23 protein-coding genes are annotated in these 23,090 nt (G+C 49.5%); 17 read left to right on the plus strand and 6 right to left on the minus strand.

Going from position 1 to position 23,090, the window contains the following annotated elements:
• Position 1: 1 nt before the first annotated feature.
• Positions 2-1,651 carry an arginine--tRNA ligase gene (argS, locus tag OSQ85_RS05175; protein WP_265821779.1) on the minus strand — a complete coding sequence of 550 codons (1,650 nt, stop codon included), beginning with the start codon at positions 1,649-1,651 and terminating at the stop codon, positions 2-4.
• Positions 1,652-1,853: 202 nt separating this feature from the next.
• Here argS and OSQ85_RS05180 point away from each other — a divergent pair, with 202 nt between their 5' ends.
• The 16 genes from OSQ85_RS05180 to OSQ85_RS05255 all read left to right on the plus strand — a co-directional run bounded on the left by OSQ85_RS05180 (position 1,854) and on the right by OSQ85_RS05255 (position 17,636).
• The gene (locus tag OSQ85_RS05180) at positions 1,854-3,179 is read left to right on the plus strand and encodes a GGDEF domain-containing response regulator (protein WP_265821780.1); all 1,326 of its coding nucleotides are present in this window, start codon (positions 1,854-1,856) and stop codon (positions 3,177-3,179) included.
• A 110-nt stretch (positions 3,180-3,289) separates the two neighbouring features.
• Positions 3,290-3,994, plus strand: a complete 705-nt coding sequence (gene ftsE / locus OSQ85_RS05185; RefSeq protein ID WP_265821781.1) for a cell division ATP-binding protein FtsE — start codon at positions 3,290-3,292, stop codon at positions 3,992-3,994.
• Entirely contained in the window at positions 3,984-4,877 is an 894-nt protein-coding gene (locus OSQ85_RS05190; RefSeq protein ID WP_265821782.1) for a cell division protein FtsX, read from the plus strand. Before ftsE ends, OSQ85_RS05190 begins: the two co-directional genes overlap by 11 nt.
• On the plus strand, positions 4,867-6,048 hold the full coding sequence (locus OSQ85_RS05195; protein WP_265821783.1) for a murein hydrolase activator EnvC family protein: 1,182 nt from the start codon (positions 4,867-4,869) through the stop codon (positions 6,046-6,048). The genes OSQ85_RS05190 and OSQ85_RS05195 overlap by 11 nt, the downstream gene beginning before the upstream one ends.
• 5 nt (positions 6,049-6,053) lie before the next feature.
• Positions 6,054-7,292, plus strand: a complete 1,239-nt coding sequence (locus OSQ85_RS05200) for a S41 family peptidase (protein WP_265821784.1) — start codon at positions 6,054-6,056, stop codon at positions 7,290-7,292.
• Positions 7,285-8,511 (plus strand): divergent polysaccharide deacetylase family protein, encoded by a 1,227-nt coding sequence (locus OSQ85_RS05205; RefSeq protein WP_265821785.1) that lies wholly within the window; start codon positions 7,285-7,287, stop codon positions 8,509-8,511. The genes OSQ85_RS05200 and OSQ85_RS05205 overlap by 8 nt, the downstream gene beginning before the upstream one ends.
• Before the next feature lie 19 nt (positions 8,512-8,530).
• Positions 8,531-9,514 carry a tRNA (adenosine(37)-N6)-threonylcarbamoyltransferase complex transferase subunit TsaD gene (tsaD, locus tag OSQ85_RS05210; protein WP_265821786.1) on the plus strand — a complete coding sequence of 328 codons (984 nt, stop codon included), beginning with the start codon at positions 8,531-8,533 and terminating at the stop codon, positions 9,512-9,514.
• Positions 9,489-10,475 (plus strand): tRNA dihydrouridine synthase, encoded by a 987-nt coding sequence (locus OSQ85_RS05215; RefSeq protein WP_265821787.1) that lies wholly within the window; start codon positions 9,489-9,491, stop codon positions 10,473-10,475. The genes tsaD and OSQ85_RS05215 overlap by 26 nt, the downstream gene beginning before the upstream one ends.
• Positions 10,476-10,621: 146 nt before the next feature.
• Positions 10,622-12,832, plus strand: a complete 2,211-nt coding sequence (locus tag OSQ85_RS05220; RefSeq protein ID WP_265821788.1) for a heavy metal translocating P-type ATPase — start codon at positions 10,622-10,624, stop codon at positions 12,830-12,832.
• Positions 12,817-13,122 carry an HMA2 domain-containing protein gene (locus tag OSQ85_RS05225; protein ID WP_265821789.1) on the plus strand — a complete coding sequence of 102 codons (306 nt, stop codon included), beginning with the start codon at positions 12,817-12,819 and terminating at the stop codon, positions 13,120-13,122. The genes OSQ85_RS05220 and OSQ85_RS05225 overlap by 16 nt, the downstream gene beginning before the upstream one ends.
• Positions 13,123-13,133: 11 nt before the next feature.
• Positions 13,134-13,817 carry a hypothetical protein gene (locus OSQ85_RS05230; RefSeq protein WP_265821790.1) on the plus strand — a complete coding sequence of 228 codons (684 nt, stop codon included), beginning with the start codon at positions 13,134-13,136 and terminating at the stop codon, positions 13,815-13,817.
• Between the two features lie 11 nt (positions 13,818-13,828).
• Positions 13,829-14,233, plus strand: coding sequence for a hypothetical protein (locus tag OSQ85_RS05235; protein ID WP_265821791.1), 405 nt, complete (start codon positions 13,829-13,831; stop codon positions 14,231-14,233).
• Positions 14,234-14,254: 21 nt separating this feature from the next.
• The gene (locus OSQ85_RS05240; RefSeq protein WP_265821792.1) at positions 14,255-14,569 is read left to right on the plus strand and encodes a YtxH domain-containing protein; all 315 of its coding nucleotides are present in this window, start codon (positions 14,255-14,257) and stop codon (positions 14,567-14,569) included.
• Positions 14,570-14,571: 2 nt separating this feature from the next.
• Positions 14,572-14,793, plus strand: coding sequence for a hypothetical protein (locus OSQ85_RS05245; RefSeq protein ID WP_265821793.1), 222 nt, complete (start codon positions 14,572-14,574; stop codon positions 14,791-14,793).
• Between the two features lie 23 nt (positions 14,794-14,816).
• Positions 14,817-16,916 (plus strand): heavy metal translocating P-type ATPase, encoded by a 2,100-nt coding sequence (locus OSQ85_RS05250; RefSeq protein WP_265821794.1) that lies wholly within the window; start codon positions 14,817-14,819, stop codon positions 16,914-16,916.
• Positions 16,917-17,636, plus strand: a complete 720-nt coding sequence (locus OSQ85_RS05255) for a hypothetical protein (protein ID WP_265821795.1) — start codon at positions 16,917-16,919, stop codon at positions 17,634-17,636. It begins immediately after the preceding gene.
• 12 nt (positions 17,637-17,648) lie between these two features.
• Here OSQ85_RS05255 and OSQ85_RS05260 read toward each other — a convergent pair whose 3' ends face one another.
• From OSQ85_RS05260 to xthA, 5 genes are all read right to left on the minus strand, one after another.
• Positions 17,649-17,900, minus strand: a complete 252-nt coding sequence (locus tag OSQ85_RS05260; RefSeq protein ID WP_265821796.1) for a Txe/YoeB family addiction module toxin — start codon at positions 17,898-17,900, stop codon at positions 17,649-17,651.
• On the minus strand, positions 17,884-18,150 hold the full coding sequence (locus OSQ85_RS05265) for a type II toxin-antitoxin system Phd/YefM family antitoxin (RefSeq protein ID WP_265821797.1): 267 nt from the start codon (positions 18,148-18,150) through the stop codon (positions 17,884-17,886). The genes OSQ85_RS05260 and OSQ85_RS05265 overlap by 17 nt, the downstream gene beginning before the upstream one ends.
• Positions 18,151-18,499: 349 nt before the next feature.
• A complete protein-coding gene (locus OSQ85_RS05270) occupies positions 18,500-20,626 on the minus strand; it encodes a Tex-like N-terminal domain-containing protein (RefSeq protein WP_265821798.1) in 2,127 nt (708 codons plus the stop codon).
• Positions 20,627-20,648: 22 nt separating this feature from the next.
• A complete protein-coding gene (locus OSQ85_RS05275; RefSeq protein WP_265821799.1) occupies positions 20,649-21,551 on the minus strand; it encodes an AEC family transporter in 903 nt (300 codons plus the stop codon).
• A gap of 12 nt (positions 21,552-21,563) precedes the next feature.
• Complete coding sequence (gene xthA, locus OSQ85_RS05280; protein ID WP_265821800.1) at positions 21,564-22,370, minus strand: exodeoxyribonuclease III; 807 nt, start codon at positions 22,368-22,370, stop codon at positions 21,564-21,566.
• A gap of 107 nt (positions 22,371-22,477) precedes the next feature.
• Between xthA and OSQ85_RS05285 the strand changes: the two genes are divergently transcribed.
• Positions 22,478-23,005: a YqiA/YcfP family alpha/beta fold hydrolase gene (locus OSQ85_RS05285; protein ID WP_265821801.1), complete on the plus strand. Its 528-nt coding sequence runs from the start codon at positions 22,478-22,480 to the stop codon at positions 23,003-23,005.
• The last annotated feature ends 85 nt before the right edge of the window (positions 23,006-23,090 follow it).

Genomic DNA, 23,090 nt, shown 5'->3' on the forward strand with positions numbered 1-23,090 from the left:
GTTACATCCTTTCCGGCGCGCTCACTCCGAGGAGGTCAAGACCGAAACGCACAGCAGCGGCAACACCTGCGCAGAGGCTCAGTCTGGCTCCGGAGAGTTCAGGGCTTTCCGGGTTTATGATAACGTTATTGTAATAGTAGGAGTGGAACATAGAGGCCAGCTCCTGAAGGTAGTATATCACTCTGTGGGGCTGTCTGTGGAATGCCGCAGTCTCCACTATGCCTTTAAGTTCATAAAGCTTTCTTATTATTTCTTTTTCTTCATCAAGCTCAAGGAGATGAAGGTTAGCTCCCTTCTCCCATTCAAGCCCCTGCTCCGCAGCCTTGGAGTAAAGCCCGTAAACCCTTGCGTGGGCATACTGAACATAATAAACAGGGTTGTCCGAAGTGCGCTTTTTGGCAAGGTCTATGTCAAAGTCGAACTGAGCTTCAAAATCTCTCATAAGGTAGAAGAACCTTGCCGCATCCACACCTATTTCGTCTATGAGCCATTTCAGCGTGATGAACTCACCCGCACGGGTGGACATGGAGGCGCGTTCACCGTCCTTAATAAGATTCACCATCTGAATCAGCGAAACATTGAAATCAAAGTCCTCTATGCCGAGGGAGTAAACCGCTGAGGCAAGCCTTTTCACGTAACCGTGGTGGTCAGCTCCCCAGACATCGATACTGGTTCTCACCCCTCTTCTGAATTTGTTGCGGTGGTAGGCTATGTCTGAGGCAAAGTAGGTGTATTCGCCGTTCTGACGTTTAACCACCCTGTCTTTATCATCGCCGAATTTTGTTGAGGCAAACCACACAGCACCTTCACTGTCATAGACATGGCCAAGGGTGCGGAGTTCAGTAAGGCATTCCTCAACCTCTCCGCTTTCGTACAGGGATTTTTCGCTGAACCATCTCTGGAATGTGACACGGAACTCTTTCAGATCCGCCTCTATTCCGCCCCTTATATCCTCAAGGCCGTATTCAAAGGCGATGTTCAGCGCCTCGGCCTCATTCATTGAAAGAAGCTTGCCGCCGTGTATTTTATGGAGCTCTTTTGCTATGTCTGTTATGTAGTCACCCTTGTAGCCGTCCTCCGGGAACTCAACATCCTGCCCGCACACCTGAAGGTAGCGCACATAAATGCTTTTGCCGAGGTTGCTCATCTGCTTGCCTGCGTCATTCACGTAATATTCTGTCATAACCTCAAATCCGGCGGCTTTAAGTATCCGTGCCAGACTGTCCCCGTATGCGGCGTTGCGGCCGTGACCTATGTGAAGCGGCCCTGTGGGGTTGGCGCTTACAAACTCCACCATCGCCTTTCTCCCTCCGCCCATGTCAGACATGAAGGGGGAGTCAGAACTTATGCAGTCACGGAGAAGGTCGGTATAAAAGGTTTTTGATATAAAGAAATTTATAAAACCGGGACGGACGGGCTCGCATTTTTCGATAAGAGAATGCTTCATCCTTCCCGCTATGTCAGCGGCTATGTCAAACGGGTTTTTTCTTAAGGATTTTGAGAGCTTAAGGGCAGCATTCGCCGCGAAATCGCCGTGATCCTTGTTGTTAGGCACTTCAACGGTGTATTCCGGCAGTTCGGCTTCAAGCCCGCTTTCCTTTAATATTTCCTCAACTGCTTTATCGATAAGGGATTTAATGACAGCCTTCAAATTTCGTCCTCCGTGTTTTCCTTGAAAAGCAGATAGTATCAGGTTGAAAAACCAAATTCAAGAGGGGAATGGAACATGCCCGCCGTACATGTTTAAGGAGGTTTATCCAATGGACAATTTTTCCCGTTTACGGTAAATTGATTAGAAATTTACGCCGAATGGTGTAGAATATTATTAGAATAACAATTTAAGGGGTTTTGCAGTGATTGAAGCGGAAAGCGGGCTGATTGACAAGCTCTCCATACTTTATGTCGAAGATGAGGATTCCATAAGGGAGCGCCTTTCCCGTTTCCTCCAGAGGCGCACTCAGACCCTGTATCAGGCATCCAACGGCCGCGAAGGGCTTGAGATGTTCCTTGAACACAAACCGGACATCATAATAACCGACATCCGCATGCCCGTCATGGACGGCCTCAGCATGGCAGAGCAGATCCGCGAGCATAATACAGACATACCCATTATAATAACCACCGGGCATAATGACGAGGAATTCTTCCTCCGCTCCATAGACATAGGCATTGATAAATACATAAAGAAACCCATCAACTTCAAGGAATTCATACAGGTGCTGATACGCACGGCGAAAACCGTTATTCAGCAGAAAGAGCTGGATTCCAAAAACCAGTTCATCAAAACCATACTGGATATTAACCCGCAGATGCTTTTAATCACTGACGGCGAAAAAATATCTTATCTCAATAAGTCATTCCTGAAATTCATAAAATGCGAACATATCGACCAGTTTCAGGATAAGTTCGGCTCCATAGACTACTTCCTGATCGAAAAAGATGACAGCTTCTACCGAAACAAGCCTTTCAGCGAGTGGGTGAAAACCGTAATAAACAGCCCAGAGAAAGACCATATGCTGATAATGACAAACGATCTCCAGCATAAGGACCCCAACAACTCGGACAATTCCTCTTTCATGATAAGGGTTAATAAAGTTCCGGGGCACGCTGAATGGCTGCTGAGTTTCAGTGACATAACCAAGCTTGAGCAGGAGAAGGAGCTCTACATGGTTATGTCCAATCAGGATTACCTCACGGGCATATTCAACAGAAAGAAATTTTATGACGAACTGAACAAAGAGATAGACAGGGTTCGCAGATACAGCCAGAAGCTCAGCGTGATAATGTTTGATGTCGACCATTTCAAAATGGTTAACGACACTTACGGGCATCAGGTCGGAGATACCGTGCTTCAGGAGATCTCAGCCATTGTTCAGAGGGCGATCCGCAAGACGGATGTATTTGCCCGTTACGGGGGCGAGGAGTTCACAGTGCTTATGCCCGGAACCTCCCGTCAGGGCGCTACCGAGATAGCGGAAAGGCTTCGGGTGGAAATAGAAAACGCAGCTTTCCCCCATACTGGCAGAATAACATGCAGCTTCGGCGTGGCGGAAATTGATGACCATGACAATTCAGACACCTTCATAAACAAAGCGGATGTAGCCCTCTATAAAGCTAAAGACAAAGGGCGAAACATGGTCGAGGTTTTTGACAGCGGCGGAATTATATGCAAAAAGTAGCCTCAGGGTGCTCTTTTTCGGTGATTAACATTTGATATTGTTGTTTTTTGCATGTACCATTCAGTTCATAGGCGCATTTGTGTGCGCCGTAATTCCTTAAGATTTTCGGTATGATAAAGCTATACAATGTTAACGTATCTTTTTTTGGCGAAAAGAAAGCTCTGGACGGTGTAAACCTCAAGGTCGCCCCCGGCGAGTTCCTCTATATTACCGGGGAAAGCGGAGCCGGGAAATCCACACTGCTCAGGCTGATTTACGCCGATCTCAACCCCACCAGAGGCATAGTCATGGTGGACGGTCAGAATGTCAGCAATATGAACCATAAGACAATCCCATACCTCAGACGCAGCATAGGCGTAGTTTTTCAGGACTTTAAGCTTCTTGAGGAAAAAACGGTTTATGATAATCTCCGCATGGCGCTTGAGATATATTACCTCAAGCCGAAAGTGATGGAGGAAAAGATATTCCCCCTTCTGCGGAAGCTGGGCATCTTCGTTAAGCGTGACACAATTGTGAAAAAGCTCTCCGGCGGTGAAAAGCAGAGGGTGGCAATAGCCCGTGCCCTGATAAACGAACCGAAGGTAATTCTGGCGGATGAGCCCACGGGGAACCTTGATAACGATAACGCAGATTCCATAATGCGCCTGCTCCTCGAAAACAGGGACAAGGGCTCCACAGTTATAGTCGCAACCCATGACCAGAGGCTGATGGAGCACTTTCCGGCTCGGATGGTGGAACTGAAATACGGCAAAATAAAATCAGACAGCGCCACAGGCTTCAAAGCCCCCGAAAAGGAGGAAAACGATGAAGATTAGCGTTGTTCTCCGCAACGGGTTCAGACTTTTCAGGGAAACCCTCTCCCTTAACCTCGCATCCGTCATAACAGTTATAACAGTGCTTTTCATCTACAGCACCTTCGTGATAATCGGCAGTTCGTCTGACACCTTCCTGAAAGAGATCACCAAGACCGATTCCATGAGGGTTTATGTTAAGTCATCCTCCAAAACCTCCATTGAAGCTCTTTTGAAACAGCTTGAGGAGACAGACGGGGTGGAAAGCCTTAAGTATTACTCGCCCGATGACGCATATAACTACCTGAAAGGCTCCACGGTAAACATAAACTATCTGGACAAAATACCCGCCGAGCTTTTCCCGGCTTTTATAGAAATAAGCATAAAGGAAGACTTTCAGGATGTTACCCGCCTCAGGGAGATGGAGCGCAGGGTAATGGCTCTTGCCAATGTTGATGTGGCAAGCTACGGTGAAAAATGGATTCAGAACTTCAATGATATACGCTCAGCGGTGAAAATCTTTCTGGTGGTGCTCACCCTGCTGCTCACCGTTTCCGTGGGCATAATAATTTTCAACACAATCCGCCTCAGCCTGTTCCGCTACAGGGAGGATATTAAAATCTACAACCTCGTGGGCGCGACCAGAACATTTATAGAGACCCCGTACATGATCTGCTCATTCGTGGAGATAAGCATAGCCTACGCCATATCATCCTCATTTGTGTATCTGTTCATGCTGTTTCTGAACGTTAAGCTGCTTGCCCCTGTGGGTCTTAACTTCATTGTGCTCCCTGATATTTTCTACTTTATCAAAACCTATGTCTACCTTGCGGTTATAAGCGCGGTAGCCAGTATGATAAGCGTTGCCTCCTTCCTGAATAAGGTGAAAAGCATAAATGAATCTTAAAGCCGCCGCCGCAGGCCTGCTGCTGCTCACAGCCGCATACGCCTCTGCCGATTATTACGAAGACAGGCTTAAGGAAACCAGAAGCTACCTGACCGACATAAAAAAACGGCTGGACGAGGAACGCAGACAGATCGACAAAATTGATAATACCAAAAAAACCGTTGCCCTAAAGGTGGATAACCTCAACGAAACTCTGGATGTGCAGGGAAAAATGATCTCCGAACTCACCGGGGAGTCCGTGCAGCTCAGGAGAGAGGTTCAGGCGCTGGAAAGGGAAACAAAAACACTCAACAGCGAAATAGCCACCATAAGGGACTCGGTGGAGACCAGCAACATTTACCTGATTGACAACATAGAGTATGTGAATATCAAGCTTCTGCTCTTCACCAGAGAATCAAGGGACACCATAAAAAACATGGAGATAGTGGAAAATATAAACACTATCCTGATGAAAAAAGCGGATGAAATTGCCGCCAAATCCGCCCGCCTCCGGCAGGTAAAGGATGAAAAAGAAGGAAAGTCCCGCGATATTGAGCATCTTCTCCGCATGAAGCAGCGTCTAGTGGATGAGTACAACACAGAAAAAACAAAACTAAACCAGCTTGTTGCTGTCATGGAACAGGATAAGGAAAGCAAGCGGGAATACATAAAAATCCTCAGCCAAAAACAGCAGGATTTTGAAAAAAAGATGGACAGAATCCGTGTTCAGCTTGAGGAAAACCGTAAAAAGGAAAAGGCCGATGAAGGGGACGCAACCCTGTTCGGAAGGCTTAAGGGAAAGATGGACTGGCCCCTGGAGGGAGAAATCATAGAATTTTTCGGCCCCAAGAAAGTTGAGGGTTTTCAGGGTACAATTCAGAATAAGGGAATAAAAATCAGCCCTTCAAAACACGGAGATGTGCGGGCTGTATCCGAGGGAACGGTAAAATATGTGGATAACATAAGAGGGTTCGGAAATCTGGTCATTGTCGGACACCCCGGCGCATACTACTCTCTGTACGCAAATATGGGCAGAGTAAACGTGCAGACCGGAAACAATGTGGCCGCAGGACAGGCAATAGGCTCCGTAGCTGTTGACCAGCAGCCTGAAACGCCTTATCTTTACTTTGAAATACGTAAGCATAACGAAGCTCTCAACCCTGCTGAGTGGCTTAAACCCGTTAGGAGATAAACAGTATGAACTTCAAAAAGAAACTTTTACCGCTTCTCGCAGCGTCCGCCCTTCTTATTTTTCTGGCCGCTTCGGGAATATTCATCAAGGAAACCGGCACAGCTTCCGCCAAGTCCAGCAGGTATGAAAACCTGGACTCGTTCACGGAAGTTATGTATCTGATAGAAAAAAACTATGTTGAGCCTGTTGAGAACAAAACCCTTGTGGACGGAGCCATAAAAGGCATGCTTCAGGGTCTTGACCCCCACTCAACCTACTTCACCGAAAAAGAGTACAAGGACTTTCAGGTGGAGACCAAGGGTGAGTTCGGCGGACTGGGCATAACCATAGGCATGAGGGACAATATCCTCACCGTTATAGCCCCCATTGAGGACACGCCCGCATTCAGAGCCGGACTCAAATCCGGCGATAAAATCATCAAGATAGAAGACAACGCCACAACAGGCCTGTCCCTTGAAGATGCGGTTAACAAGCTCAGGGGCAAGCCCGGAACAAACATCACAGTAACCATCCACCGCGACAGCATCCCGAAACCCTTTGACGTGACCCTCACCAGAGCCATCATCAAGGTTAAGGCAGTTAAGGCGGACATGATCGGCAAGGATGTTGCCTACATAAGGGTAACCCAGTTCAAAGAGGATGTATCCGGAGAGATCAAAACCGCAATCGAACAGCTGAGAAAAAATAAATATAAGGGCATAATAGTTGACCTGCGCAATAACCCCGGCGGTCTGCTCAGCGAGGCTATAAATGTTTCAAGCATATTCCTCCCCTCCGGCAAAGAGGTTGTGTACACCAAGGACAGAACAGGCAAGGATCAGCACTTCAAGTCATCCACATTCACCCTGAGGGAGGAGAAAACCCCGCTTGTGCTCCTTGTTAACGAAGGATCGGCCTCAGCGTCCGAAATCCTCGCCGGAGCCATTCAGGACTATAAAAGAGGCGTTCTTGTCGGTAAAAAAACCTACGGCAAAGCCTCAGTTCAGTCGATAATACCTCTCAGGGACGGTTCCGCTGTCAAACTCACAACGGCGAAATACTACACGCCCAAAGGCAGAATGATCCACGATAAGGGCATAGAGCCCGACCTTTCTGTTGAGGATGTTTCGGATAACGTTACCCTTACTCAGGAAGAGATAGACAAGCTCGCCGCTGATATAAGCAAGCCTGTGATCGACCTCCAGAGGGACGAACAGCTTAAAGCCGCTGTGGAAAAACTGAGGGAAATGATAAAAAATGGCTGAAAGAAAAAAACCGGCACGCAAACCGGGAAGACGCAGAACAACAGGGGCGGGTAAAACCGCCTCTTCAAAACAGTTATATATACTCGGCGGCATTCTTGCCGCCGTTTTAGTGCTTCTTCTGGGAATTTACCTCGGAATGAAGGCCGCCGGCAAAGGCGAACTCACTGAGAAAAAAGAGATAAAATCCCCGCTGAGCTCTGTTCAGGAAGAGGTGGTGACAAAGGATAACAAATCCGCCACCGTCGAAGAGGCGGACAAGGCGCTTAAGCTCGTCATGTTTAATCTCGGAATCAGCAGCGAAACCATCAAGTCGCGCAAAATGGATGACGGAAGCGTTCCTGTCATCACATATGTAATCAGTCTGCCTGAGGATAAAAAGGACGAACTCACAGAAGAACTCAGACCCATGCTTGAGAATCTGGGGTTTAAGACAACCCTCAGCGACAACCTCAGCGCATCCGGCGAAAACGGCAGCATTATACTGATCTTCCCCGTGGAAAAAACAGAAAAACCCAAGGATAAGGACAAGCCAGTGGTTCTGCCCGCTGATGCCCCGAAGCTGGCGATCCTGATTGATGACTGCGGCTACAGTGTTCCGCTGGCAAAGAGACTCGCGGCAATCAAATACCCTGTCACCTTCGCCATACTTCCCCATCTTCCCCATGACACAGAAACTGCTGAAATCGCCCGCGCAGGCGGGAAGACAGTGTTCCTGCACTTTCCCATGGAACCCTTATCATACCCCGATACTGATCCGGGCAAGGGCGCCGTTCTCCTGAACATGCCCCCCAGCATAATAGAGGCTCAGGCGGACAACAACGTTAAGCGGATAGGGAAGCTGGACGGTTTCAATAACCACATGGGCTCCGCATTTACGGAAAGCGAAACCAAGATGGAGCAGGTTCTGGGCTTCATGAAGAAGTATACTGACACCTACATAGACAGCTATACCTCCGGCAAGTCAGTTGCTTATGATGTCTGCCTTAAGCAGGGGATGAAGTGCGGTCAGAACAGAAAATTCATTGACAATGAAAACAACGAAACATATATCAGAAAAAAAATCATGGAAGGGGTTGAACTCGCCAAAAAGAACGGCAGCCTCATCATGATCGGCCACCTGAGAGAGGAAACCGTGCGCACCCTTGAAAAACATCTGGCAGATGTGGAAAAGGCGGGTGTCCGAATTGTTTCCATCAAAGAACTGGCGCACAGGAAATAACATTTAAGAGGAACACTTTTTGCTTTTTTTAGGTATAGAAACTTCATGCGATGAAACCTCAATGGCGGTGTATGACACCGCCCGCGGGGTTCTCTCCACCCATACAGCCTCTCAGGCGGACATCCATAACCTCTTCGGCGGAGTGGTTCCTGAAGTCGCCTCCAGAAACCACATCCTCAAGCTGGAACCGCTTTACGAAAAATGTATGGCTGATGCTTCTGTCAAGCCCTCTGATCTTGATGTAATTGGCGTTACCAACGCTCCGGGGCTTATCGGGGCGCTTTTTGTGGGTGTGGGCTTTGCCAAGGGGCTGGGCTACGGACTCAGGATTCCCGTTATGCCCGTGAACCACCTCTCGGCGCATATTCTCGCCGCAGAGCTTGAGCACAGGGAGCTTAAACCCCCTTACCTCGCTTTGATCATCAGCGGCGGGCACACGCATATTTATGATGTGGATGCGGCGCTGAACTTCCGCCTTGTGGCAAAAACAGTGGATGACGCAGCGGGTGAAAGCTTTGATAAAGTGGCAAAAATGCTTAACCTCGGCTATCCGGGCGGACCTGCAATAGAAAAACTGGCAAAATCCGGCAGAGGGGACGCTGTGCCCCTTCCCGTTGCAATGAAAAAAGATGACAATTTCAGCTTCTCAGGTCTCAAAACCGCCGTGCTGAACAGCCTTAACAAAGGCATATACACTGACGAAGACCTCGCCGCCTCATTCCAGAAAACAGCGGCGGACACACTTGTACTGAAAACCATGCGCATAGCCCGCAGGCTGAAAAGAGAAAATGTCGTTGTTTCCGGCGGCGTTGCCTGCAACGGCTACATAAGGGAAGCCTTCAGAAACTCCTGCAAAAAGGGGGAGAATGTGTACTTCCCCTCGTTCCGCCTCTGCACTGACAACGGCGATATGATAGCCTACGCCGCCAGCAGATTTTACAACAGGCGCAGATTTTTCTCTCTGGAAGGAACAGCTTATGACACTCAGCCCGAAATCGGATAACATAATCACAAAAACCCTGAGCAAAAATATCTTTGTCGCTGCCCCCATGGCCGGTGTCAGCACGCCTCCGTTCCGACTGGCTGTGCGTGACTTCTTTGACGGAATCATCTTCTCCGAGATGGTCTCCGTGGAAGGGTTGATCAGGGGCGGTAAAAAGACCCTTGAGTACATTCACCTCACAGAAAGGGATAATCCTTACGCTATTCAGCTTTTCGGTTCCAGACCGGAATCAGTCAGTGATGCCCTGAAAGTGTGCGATGAATACTCAGAGGCTGAGTTTTATGACATAAACATGGGCTGCCCTGTGAAAAAGGTTCTGAAAAGCGGCAGCGGTGCGGCACTGCTCAAGGATACGGCTAAAATCAGGGAAATAGTGAGAGCCGCCAGAAAAGCAACGGAAAAGCCACTCACAATTAAAATCCGCCTCGGCTGGGACAGAAGCAGCATAAACTACCCCGAAGTGCTGGAAATAGCCGCAGGGGAAGGCATTAACGCCGTTAGCCTCCACGGACGCACCAAAACCGAGATGTTTTCAGGAGATGTGGATTACGCCATGATAGCCGATGCTGTGAGGAGAAGCCCCATTCCTGTGATAGGCAACGGAAACGTTTTCTGCACGGAGTCCTGCCGCCGCATGCTTGAAACAGGAGCAGCAGGGGTTATGATCGGCAGAGGCATGATGAAAGCGCCGTGGATTTTCAAAGCCCTCGCAGAAGGCAGAAACCCGGAAGGTTACCTCACTCCGCAGGAAATACACTCGCTCATATACAGAATGGTCAGATACGAAGCCATGTACAGGGAAGAGAAATACTACATGGACGCTGTGAAAAAGTATGCCGTCTGGTTCACCAAAGGTCTGCCCGAATCAACTGCTTTCAGAACTGAAATCTACACTGTGAAAACCATGGATGAGACCGCAGAACTCATTGACAGATATTTTGAAAACCTCACCCCTGCCTGACAGTTCCGGACATACGCAGATAATCTTTACAATTTAATCTGACATTTTTTAACATTTTGACTTGATAATCACCTCAAAAAGCATATATGATTAGACAGAAACTAACTTTGTTAACATCATTCTTAATAAAGTTATAGGTGGCTAAATTGATAATAATCAAACACTCTCTCAAAGGGCGTATCCGCCTGAAATATAAAAATCTGATCGGCTCTCCCTCCCTCGCTTCCGCTGTGGAGGAAGCACTCCGTAGCCTTAAGGGTGTGAGCGGTGCGAGATGCAGCCACATAGGGGGCAGCATAGTGATAAACTATGACTGCACCGTTGTTCTGCCGTCGGAGCTGATTAAGGCAGTGACAGAAGTGAAACCCGCCCCGCGCAGAGCGGCAAAAGAACCCGCCTGCAAGAGGCAGGGCTGCGTATGCGTGAGGAATGAGGAGCCCAAGGCAGACACAACTGCAACGGAGTTCGGCATACTTTCCGCCGTCCTTGGCGGCGTTTTCATACGCACAAAAATATTAAGGCTGGCGGTCGGCCAGTCCCTGTTCAGCCCGCTGGGGCTTATAGCAGCCGCTTTCTCTGTTCCTATTATAGCACGGGCTGTGAAGGACTTCGGCAAAACAGGCAAAGTTTCCCTGAACAGCTTTCTCGGAGCCGGTGTAGCATCTGCCGCAATAGCGGGCGAAGCGCTCACAGCACTTGAGATACTCTGGGTAAACACGGGAAGCGACCTGCTGAACGGCTATGTCACCGAGAAATCCCGCAAGGCGATAAAAAATATACTGGATGTCACATCCAAAACAGCCTTCGTCTACAGAGACGGACAGGAGCTTGAAGTCCCCGTGGAGCAGATTCACGTCGGCGACACAGTGGTCATCCACACAGGGGAGAAAATCTCAGTTGACGGGCTCATAACCTGCGGTGAGGCTGCTGTAAATGAGGCCTCCATAAACGGCCGCAGCGAGCTTGTGCACCGTTTCGAGGGCGAACAGGTATTCGCCGGAACCTACGTGCAGAACGGGCTGATATATGTTCAGGCAAGCCACGTGGGTGATGCCACATATCTTTCAAGGATACTCTGCCTTGTGGAAGATTCCCTCGGAAACAAGGCTCCCATAGAGCTTGAGGCGGACAGACTGGCCAGAAGGCTGGTGAACACAGGCTTCTGGATGACACTGGGAACCTTCCTCATCACCCGCAATTTTTACAGGGCATTCTCCGTACTGCTGGTGATGACATGCCCCTGCGCCACAGTTCTCGCCGCATCCTCCGCCGTGAGTGCGGCCATTTCAAACGCCGCGTCCAGAGGTATACTTATCAAAGGGGGCAGATACCTTGAGGAAGCAGGTTCGCAGGAATCATTCTGCTTTGACAAAACAGGCACAATCACCACTGATGAGCCGAAGGTTATCTCCATCATCCCCGTTAAAGGAAAAACAGAGTACGATGTAATATATTCAGCATATACAGCGGAGCTTCACAACAGGCATCCCGTAGCCGTGGCGATACGCGACAAGGCGCGGGAGATGTGCAGCACGGAAAGCACCCATGCCGTGTGTGAAACCATCCTCGGAATGGGTGTGCGGGCGGAAGCCATGGGCAGGGAGATTTTCATCGGCAACGCCAAGCTGATGAACAGATACGGCATAAATATCTCCAAGCTCACCAAAGCGCGGGATGAAGCTGAAAAGCTCGGTTTAAGCGTCATATATGTGGCGGAAGACGGCAGGGCGATCGGTATTCTCACTGTGGAAAACAGGCAGAAGGATAATGTTGAGGCTGTTATAAAAGGCCTCCGTGAGGAAGGGGTGAAGGAGTTCATCCTTGTGACCGGAGATGAAAAATACTCCGCTCAGGCCATGGCGGACAGGCTGGGCTTCAACAAATGCCACTACTCGGTTCTGCCCGAACAGAAGGCGGACATAGTAGCTGAGATTCAGCAGTACCACAAGGTCACCATGATAGGCGACGGCATAAACGATGTACTGGCTCTTGCCAAGGCGGATCTGGGCATAGCCATGGGTGCGGCGGGGTCTGACGTTGCTGTGGAAGCGGCGGACATAGCCCTTGTGGACGATGACCTTGAAAAAATACTTTACCTGAGAAAACTCAGCAGAAAAACAAAGGAAGTAATACACCAGAACTTCATGCTCGCAACAGGCTCAAATGTGGCGGGCGCGTTTCTCGGCGCGGCGGGGCTTCTGCCTCCGGTTATGGCAGGTCTCCTGCACATAGCCCACACAGCGGGTGTTCTGGCAAACTCTTCCAGACTTTTAAAATATGAAATGCAGCCTCTCAACGTTGCAGAGACGGAAGCGGTTGAATTAACGGAGGATGGGGAAAAATGCTCGAAGATTTAATCGCGGCGAAAAAATACGTCACGGTGGCTCACCATGTGGAAGGAAGGATAAGGCTCAAGGTTGACCCTTCCGTGGTGAAGGATCCCGTGAGCAAGAAACTGGAACAGATAAGCAGCAGCCTCCCCGGTGTGCTCGACACAAGGGTGAACATAATGGCGCGCTCCGTGGTTATACGCTACGACCCGAACATCATAGACCCGAAAACATTTGAAAACCTGATAACAACAAAAGATACAGAAATTTGCAGAGAGATACTCAAACGTTACGAGGACACTTACATGCAAAGTTAAGGAGGCAGTAAATGGGAAAAAAAGCCGCTGATGCGGAAAATCCCGTAAAGGAAGAAAGCTGCACCGATAAGCCGCAGAAAGATTCTGCATCGGGAAAAGAAAAAACAACGGAAGACACTCCTCAGAATGCCTTCAGAGCATCGGAGAAACCGGAAAGCGCAGAAGAAGCGCCCGCCGGAAACCAAACGGAAATACCCTACGGATACGCACCAAACGGAGAAGAGTTCACAGGTATGCCTGAATACGGATTTCAGCAGCTGCCCTACGGCCATATGCCGCCGCCTCCCCCTCCTTACGGTTACGGCTTTATGCCGCCTCAGCCGCCTTACGGGTATATGCCTCAGATGCCGTACGGATATATGCCGCCACCGCCGCCGCCGTACGGTTACATGCCGCCTCAGCCGCCTTACGGCTATATGCCGCAAATGCCTCATGGGGCACAGCACACAGAGCACCACGGGGAAGACCCCTTCGGCATGATCTTCGGCAAATTCGGGGACATGATCAAGGAAAACCCCAATCTTTCCGCAGTGGGAAAAATTGCGGATGCGTCAGGAAGCGACTTTATCAAGGGAATGCTGATCGGAGCGGGCGTTGCCATGCTCTTTTCCAACGATTCCATAAAGGATTCACTGATGAGTATTTTCTCTAAAACACTCGGCGGCATGACAGACGATGCCGAAGAGACCGAATAAGGAGGATTTTTATGCACCATCTGGCAAAAGCGGCCGCAGGAGCCTCTCTCATAGGGGCGGCGGCAGGCGCTGTAGTGGGCGGAGCAGTTTCCGCGGCAAAACAGGCGCAGGATGTTAAGGAAGGAAAAATCACCAAGGAAGAAGCGGCCAAAAGAACCGCAAAAGACGCAGCAGGCGCAGGAGCTGCGACAGCAGTGGGCGTTGCGGCTGTGAGCCTTCTCAGGCTCGGCGGCGTTTTCGGCATACTCACGGTTTTTGCCGTTGCCGCAGGCACAAAATACCTTCTGGACACCGAAGGCAAAAAGGTCTGTAAAAAAGTGAAAGCAGCAGCAGGCAAAGCCGCCGGAAAAGTAAGCGAAGCGGCAGCCTCCGTCAGTGAAAAGCTTAAAGACGAAGAACCCTTAAAATCAGAATAATATATAAAAAAGGAGATTAACATGAGCGATCAGAAACAGAATCCCCAGAACCCTCAGGCCCCCCAGTACGGATATTACCCCTACCCCTATCCTCCCCAGCAGCAGTATGCGGATGCTTCCGTTTACCCCCACCTTAAACAGTGGTTCAACTTCCGTGAGCCCAACTATGTAAAAGGCTTTGCAGTGGGTGCGGGCATTGCCCTTCTGCTCACCAACCCCACTGTTAAAAAAGCCATAGTCAAAGGCGTTGTTAAGGTTTGGGGCGGACTTCAGTCCGGCGTTGAAGAACTGAAAGAGCAGATCAGGGACGTTCAGGCGGAAGTCGAAGGAGAATAAGCGTGAGCGGCGAAAAGAAGGCGGCGAAGAAGAAAAACCCGTCCGCCGTAATGCGCAAACGCAGGCTGGTCAAAAACGCCATGATACTCACCATGGCGGCGACTGTTGTCTCAGGGTTCGGTAAAGGCAAGGCGGCTAAGCATGTGCACATAGCCGCCGGGTGCGCCCTTGTGGGCTTAAGCATTTACCACAACTACCTTTACCCTGAAAATATGAAAAGTTAGAAGGTGCTGTCATTTTAGGCTCAATGTTTTTCACCGGACTGGAAAAAGTCGGAATAGTGCATGACATGCCGGGGCGAATCCGCCTCAAGGCTCCCGTTCTGGGCAACCCCGCTCTGGATGCAACCCTTGTGGAATCCGGTCTGGAGCAGATTAAGGGCGTGAAGTCCGTCCGTGTTAACCAGAAGGCAAAAACGGCAGTGGTCAGCTTTGACAAAAATACAGATGTACGGGGCGATGTTCTGGATGTTCTCTCAGCGTTCAGCCATACGGTTTTCAACGCAGAGGAGGAACTCCAGAACTCTCCGGATTTAATCAATGTCTACTGGGCGGGAACAATGTGGATTCTCAAGCTGTTCCTGCCGCAGGGGCTCAGGCGCCCGCTTACTTATCTCGGCGCCGCACCTATCCTCATGGAGGGTATAGAAACCCTGTTCACCAGAGGGCTCAAGGTAGAAGTGCTGGATGCGGCGGTTATCTCCATGCTGCTTGCCAGAAAAGACTACTTCACGGCAGGCTCCATAACCTTCCTGCTTAATCTGGGGCATTATCTTGAGGAATCCGCCGAGTACAGATCCGACAAGATGCTGAAAAGCCTCATCAAGCCCGAAGTGGAATACGTCTGGGTTGTCAGGGGGCAGTCGGAGGAAAAAACGGCGGTCAGTGACCTCCAGATTGGCGATATGGTGCGTGCAGGTTCCGGGGAGATGATACCTGTGGACGGCAAAGTCGCCTCCGGAGAGGGGCTTGTGAATCAGGCCTCAGTAACCGGGGAAAGCCTGCCTGTTCATATCAAGCCGGGGGACTACGTATATTCCGGCACAGTGATGGCGGAAGGAAAAATCATCATCGAAGCCGAAAAGGTCGGCTCCGAAACAACAACGGCCCGCATAGCCAAATTCATAAGCAACTCGCTTAAAAACAAATCCAGAACGGAAGTGAAAGCCTTCGCCGCGGCTGACAAAATGGTTCCCGTGACCTTTGCCGCAGGGCTTGCGACACTGCTTATCACCAGAGATTTCAGACGCGCCTCCTCCGTTCTTTCCGTGGACTATTCATGCGCACTCCAGCTTGTCACGCCGACAGCCATAAAAGCCAGCATGTTCAACGCCGCAACGGAAGGCATATTCATCAAGGGCGCTCAGGCGCTTGAGAACCTTGCGGAGATTGACACAATCATCTTTGACAAAACAGGAACGCTCACAAAAGGGATGCTCTCCGTGACGGAGGTTCAGCCCTATAACGGATATAATGAAAACGAAATAGTCAGAATTGCGGCCTCTGCCGAGGAATATTACTCACACCCCATAGCCTCCGCCGTTGTGAAGGAGGCCGAAAACCGCGGCCTCAAAACGGAGCAGACAGGCGAGGTGGACTTCATCATAGCCCACGGCGTTTCCGCCTATGTAGGGGGCAAAAACGTCCTTGTGGGGAGCCATCACTTCGTGGCGGAGGATGAAAAAATTGTCTGCTGTTTCGCTGATGAAGATGCCCGGAAAATGCGTACAAAGGGGCAGACAATACTTTATGTCGCCATAGACGGAAAGCTCTGCGGGCTGATTGCGCTCAAAGATACCTTGCGTGATGAATCCGCTCAGGTTATAAAAGAGTTAAAGAAGCACGGCGTTAAAAAGACCGTAATGCTCACAGGCGACCACCGTGATTCCGCACTGCATGTGGCGGAACTGCTCGGAATAGACGAAGTTTATTATGAAATGAAGCCCGAAGACAAAGCGGGCATAGTGAAACAGCTTAAGAATCAGGGGTGCAGAATCGCCTTCGCAGGAGACGGGGTGAACGACGCACCCGCCCTGCTCACCGCAGATGTGGGCATCAGCCTTCCGCAGGGGGCGGATCTCGCTAAAGAGACAGCCGCAGTCATACTCCTTCGGGAAGACCTTATGGGAATAGTCAAGGCAAGGGTTCTTGCCGTGAAAACCATGAAGGTTATAAGGCAGATGTTCCGGTTTAACATAGGCGTGAACACCGCTACCGTCGCTCTCTCGCTCATGGGCAGGATAAGCCCGCTGGCAAGCGCCCTGCTCCACAACGGAACCACGCTTTCGACACTGATTTACGCCCTCAGCCTCTCCTCATACGGCGTAAAAAGAAAAAAGGAGAAGTAGATGCTTAACCTTCAAAACGCCGAAAGCGGCCGCTGCTATATAATAAAAGGAACCCCGCAGGGGGAATCCGCCCAGAAGCTCGCTTCTCTTGGGCTTTATAAAGGCAGTGCCGTAACCAAGCTCGAAACTGAAGATATAAAATGCCCTACCGTCAAAGTTGACACAAAAAACGGCGTAAGGGTGATAAGCGGCCAGCTCGCCAAACATATCACCGTCCGTGCGGGTTCAGGAGAGCCGAAACCCTTTTACACTGCCCCTCTTTCATCCACTGTAATCACTCACAGTCTCGGCAGGTGCGATAAAAACGCCGCCAGACTCGCCATGCTCGGCATAAAGGAAAGAATAAAGCTGAAAATAATAAAATACCTGCCCCCAATGGAGTATGTGGTTATGGTTAATCACAAAAACCGTGTGCGCATCTCAGAGGCTGTAGCCGCAATGATAATAGGCGATACGGAGAACAGGAAGAATTTTCAGTTCACATTTTCACCCAAAGGGGCGGAATTTAAAGTTAACGGCATAGCGGCAGGGAAGAAAATAACCGCCTTCCTCTGCGGTGTTGATATATGCGTAGGGTCTGTAATAAGCATGGAAGGAATAGAAAGCGGCAAGCGTGTGGATCTGGATGCTGAACAGGATGTCGTTCTCCATACCCATGAAGGGCTTATAATAACCATGTCTGCGAAAACCGCCTCGATGATTGAGGTCGGGCAGGGATAGCCGCTGCATGTATCAGTAGTGATACCTGCACTGAAAAATAACTATATGACTGTTATCAATCTGATACACAAGCCTGTGTTCATGATCGATTCGCCTTGACCATTTTCCTGCTAATGAAAATTTAAGCGCTTCCGGCTTGCCCAAACCGTCAAACGGATTCCGGCGGATGTCTTTGACAAGCTCATTAATCCTTTTCAGGACTTTGCGGTCGTTCTGCTGCCAATAAAGATAATCTTCCCAAGCCGTCTCAGTCCAGATTATCATCGTCTGTCAGCTCTCTGGCAAAAGTCTTCCCTTTTTCATATTCATCAATACTTTTTGCAAGCTTTGCCGCATTTTCCGGGCTTTTAAGCAGGTAAACCGTTTCCTGAAGAGCGTTGTAGCTCTCCAAAGACATCATAACAACCGGCTTGGCATTTTTTCTTGTGATAATAACAGGTTCGTGAGTATCACAGACATATTCCATGGTACTTGCCATGTTCTGACGCACCTGCGAGTAGTTTTTTGCATCCATGACTTTTCTCCTGCCATTTAATGTACAACTATATGTACAAATGTCAACCTATGTCCTGACAGTAAAAAACCGCACATCCTGCCCTTGTGTTCATGTCGGCAGTCTTTAATCAGCTATTTCAAAATCCCCCTCAATCCCCCTTTAAAAAAGGGGGAAGCTATTGCAGATAAGGACAAAAACACCCTCCTTTAATAAAGGAGGGCGGGGGAGGATTTTAAAGAATCCATCCATGGAGCTGACCTGACAGTAAAAAACCGCACATCCTGTCGGTTTTTTACACACGCTCGCACCGTGATAAACACGGCTTCGCTACGCACGGCGCAGTTCCATCCATGGAACTTGTTTCCGCTTATTTCGTTTTCATCGTGAGTGAGACTCGTCCCCTATCCTTGTCCACGGAGAGAACACGCACATGGACATTATCGCCGACGGAGACTATGTCGGACGGGTGTTTCACAAACTTGTCCGCAAGGTGGGAGATGTGCACGAGGCCGTCATTTTTCAGACCGAGGTCAACAAACGCGCCGAAATCAACCACGTTAGTCACCTTACCCTGAAGCGTCATCCCCTCTTTTATGTCCTCAAGGTTGACCACGCCCTTCTTGAATATAACGGGATCAAGGCTGTCCCTTATATCTCTGTCCGGCCTTTCAAGGTTTTCCAGAATATCTTTCATGGTAAATTCGCCGAGGCCTGTTTCATCCGCTATCTTTTTGGCATTTTTATTCTTGAGGGCAAGGCGGATGAGCTCCGTATTTCTTAATGATATATTAAGCTTGTTCAGAAGCGAATAAGTTGCCTCGTAGCTTTCCGGGTGTATGAACATAGCGTCCATAGGCTCCTCACCGTCATAAACCTTGAGGAAACCCGCGCACTGGAGGAAGGTCTGCTGGCCTATGCCGTCCACTTCCATAAGCTGTCTGCGGCTCATGAAGCGGCCTATCTTTTCACGCAGGGCTACAATCTTCTCAGCGGTGCTTTTTGTGAGCCCCGCCACATACTGGAGCAGTGACGGGCTTGCGGTGTTGAGATCCACACCGACGCTGTTCACCACGTCCTCAACGACGTTTTCAAGGCTTTCACCAAGCTTTTTCGGGTTAACATCATGCTGATACATCCCGACACCTATTGAGCGGGGCTCTATCTTCACAAGCTCGCTGAGCGGGTCTATAACCCTTCTGGCGATAGAGATTGCACCTCTGATGGTGACATCAAGCTCAGGAAATTCCTTCGCGGCAACCTCGCCCGCCGAGTAAACCGATGCGCCCGCCTCGCTGACGATGGTATATGTTATTTTAAGTTCCTTGTCTTTAATGAGTTCCGCCACGAACTCCTCTGTTTCACGGCTGCCTGTGCCGTTACCGATCGCAACAGCAGTTACGCCGCATTTCTCCATGGATTTAAGGAAAAGCCTGCGGCTCCCCTCCACATCCTCCTGCGGCTTGGTGGGGTACATCACCCCCCAGTCCAGAAGTCTGCCCGTTTCGTCCACAACGGCGAACTTGCAGCCTGTTCTGTATGCGGGGTCTATACCCATTATCACCTTGCCCTTAACCTTCGGAGTCAGCAGAAGGCTTTTAAGGTTTTTCGCAAAAACATCTATCGCCTTAAGTTCAGCCTCGTCCCTCAGAGTGGAGCGGAGATCAAGCTCGGCGGAAACGCTGATCGTCTTTTTGAGGGCAGTGTTTGCGCATTTCAGGGTGATGCTGTTCAGCTTCATCCCCTTCTGGGCTGAGATTCCCGTTACAGCCGCAAGACAAAGCTCCTCATCGGGATTGAGCTTCACCTTGAGAATCTTCTCCCTCTCTCCCCTGAAAATGGCAAGAACCCTGTGGGGCGGCAGTGTGGTTATCTTCTCTTCGTATTCGTAGTAATCCTCATAGGACGTTCTTTCCGTAACCTCTTTGCGCTTCTCGCAGGAGACAACTGTGGTGGAGGAATAAAGCTCGCGGATTCTGGTTCTTACATCAGGGTCACGGCCTATGTCTTCGGTGATAATATCTGTCGCCATCTCTATGGCTGCGGGAACATCAGCCACGGCTTCGTTTATGTATTTCGCCGCTTCCGCCTCAAGGCCTTTTAAGTCCTCAGCGGCTCTTATATAATCCGCCAGCGGAAGAAGCCCCGCCTCACGGGCTATGTCCCCTTTGGTTTTACGCTTGGATTTGTACGGAGCGTACAGGTCTTCCACATCCTTAAGGGTTTCTGCGGCGCGGATCGCTTTTTCAAGCTCAGGCGTGAGCTTTTCACGCTCTCTTATGGCCTCGATGACCTCTTCCTTTCTCTTTTCGAGGTTCACTATGTATTCGTATCTTTCGATAACCGCCCTTATCTCCTCCGCCTCCATACCGCCTGTCATTTCCTTTCTGTAGCGGGCGATGAACGGAACCGTGTTACCTTCGAGATGAAGCTCGATAAGGTTTTTCACATTGCTGAGTCTGAGCGAAAATTCACTTGCAACTTTTTCGATGAACATATTCTACCTTTAAATAAATTTTTTATACCCACAGCAGCAGGTAATACCAAGCTGCTGCTGTGATGAAGGAAAGAGGTATGCCTACCCCAACCATCAGTGCCGTAAGAGGCCTGTCAAGATCATTTTCCGCTGCGATTATGCTCGCTGTGATCATGGGAGCCATGGCCGCCTCAAACACAGTAACCTGAATGGCCTGCCCGCGCGCACCGAACACAAAAACATACAGCAGAAATATGACAAGCGGAGCGATAATTAGTTTATAAAAAAGACCTAAGCTAAGCCTGCCGTATGCGGTTTTTATATCCCCCAAGTGAAGCTGAAAACCAACTGAGGCAAGAGCCAGCGGTGTTATGGTTGCTCCCAGCGCACGGAGGAAGTCTATGAACCAGGGGGGAAAAACCACAGGCTTGAGTATCAGTGCCAGCGCCATAGCCTGAAAAGGGGGGAACATCAGCACTTTCTGGACTATTTCCCATGAGCTTACCCTGCCGGAGGCATATTTTGCCGCAACCATTATGCCCAGTGTGGATAGAACAAAGAATGAGCCCTGATCACACAAAACGCCTATGCCTATAAGCTCCTCACCATAAAAGGCGTTTATCATGGGGAAGCCCACGAATGAGGTGTTCCCCAGACCGCCCGAAAGCATAAGACAGCCGATAGTCCTGTCATTAAGCTTAAGCATTTTTCCGACAATGAGAAAAAAACCGGCGCCGAAGGCGAATACTATAATCCCCATGAGAGCGGGAAATATAAGACCAGAACTGAACTCAAGCTGGTGGATATAAAGCAGTGTAACGGCAGGGAATGTTATATTGATGATGAACTGGTTCAGAACATTGGCCGTTCCCGAAGGAAAGCGCCCGGAACGCTTCATCACTATTCCCATAATGAAGCTGTAGAGCATTACAAGCATATTCACCATATCAGAGCCCGCTTATAAGTCGAAATCAGCCCAGACCGGGCAGTGATCAGACGGGGAGTTCATCCCCCTTGTTTCGTAATCTATCCCCGCACCCACAGTAAGCCCTGCCAGAGCGGGGCTCACAAGCACAGTATCTATACGCAGGCCGCGTTTAGGCTCACGCTCGAAGCCTTTGCTTCTGTAGTCAAACCATGAGAAAAGCTCAGCAGATTCAGGGTGGATTATGCGGTAGCTGTCCTGCATGCCGAGGGAGAAAAACATACTCATCCACTCCCTCTCCTCAGGAAGAAAACAGCATTTGCCCTCTTTCAGCCATCTTTTCATGCTGTCAGCCCCTATGCCGACATCCAAGTCCGTGTAAGCCACATTAAAATCACCAGCAAGGGCATAAAGATCAGTCTCTTTGAAGTTTGTTTTTATATATTCCGCCACTCCGGCGTAAAATTCGCGCTTCATGGTGAATTTTCTTTCGGTGTCCCTGCTCTCCCCCTGCGGGAAATAGCAGTTGATTACGCTCAGCATCCCCTTCGGCGTTTCAAAGCGGCACATTATAAAACGCTTCTGCTCACCTTCCGCCCTCAGCCCCTTTTCCACATAAACAGGCTTCTGTCCGGAGAGAACAGCAACTCCGTAATGGGTTTTCTGTCCGTAATATTCGCTGTGAAATCCCATCCCGGCGAACTCAGAAGCAGGAAAAAACTCATCCTCCGTCTTGGTTTCCTGAAGCGCAATAATGTCCGCCCCGTTTGCCGAAGCAAAGGCAGCCACATGCTCAGTCCTCTTCCTGACGCTGTTAACATTAAATGAGACTAATTTCATAATCACTTCCTTACTTTCAGCTTTTCAGTTTACTAAATTTTGTCCATTATAATCAAGAGCGGTGTTTGAATTTGTGTTATAATAAAATCTGACACAAAGGGAGGAACATGAGAATACTTTACTTTCCGGGGCTTGCCCATGTGGTTGAGAGATCGGTAAATACAAAAAACAGCCTGAAATATATTCACCTCGCACGTCACTTCACTGTGGATATATACCCCTACAACCGGACTCCGGAACTCTCTGATGCGGAAGACTATGATGCTGTTGTCGGCTCATCCTTCGGCGGTTACTTTGCTCTCAATATGGCGGCGCAGAAAAACATGACAGGGATAGCGGTTAATCCGTCATTCTATCTGGACAAACGCATACGCATGCTGAAAATCACGGGTGACGGACTTGACCATATCGACGAGGAGAAGCTGATAAGCCTGAAATGCTCGGAATCACTGAAAAAGAGCGGACAGAACCTCCATGTTTTCATGAATATGGATGATGATGTAATAGAACCCGCAGGCATAAAGGACGCCTGCGCAGAATACGGAATTAACTTCTACCCATTCAAAACCGGCGGTCACGAAGCCCACAACTTCGAAAAGGACATGCTGCCCAGAATAATCAGAATTTTAACATAACAACCCCAGGGATGGGGTTGCGCCGTGCGGAGCGAAGCCTTGCTTTGCAAGGCGCGAGCGTGTATTCAAAATTTCCATGGATGGT

This window comes from Geovibrio ferrireducens (genome assembly GCF_026226615.1).
GTDB lineage: Bacteria > Chrysiogenota > Deferribacteres > Deferribacterales > Geovibrionaceae > Geovibrio > Geovibrio ferrireducens.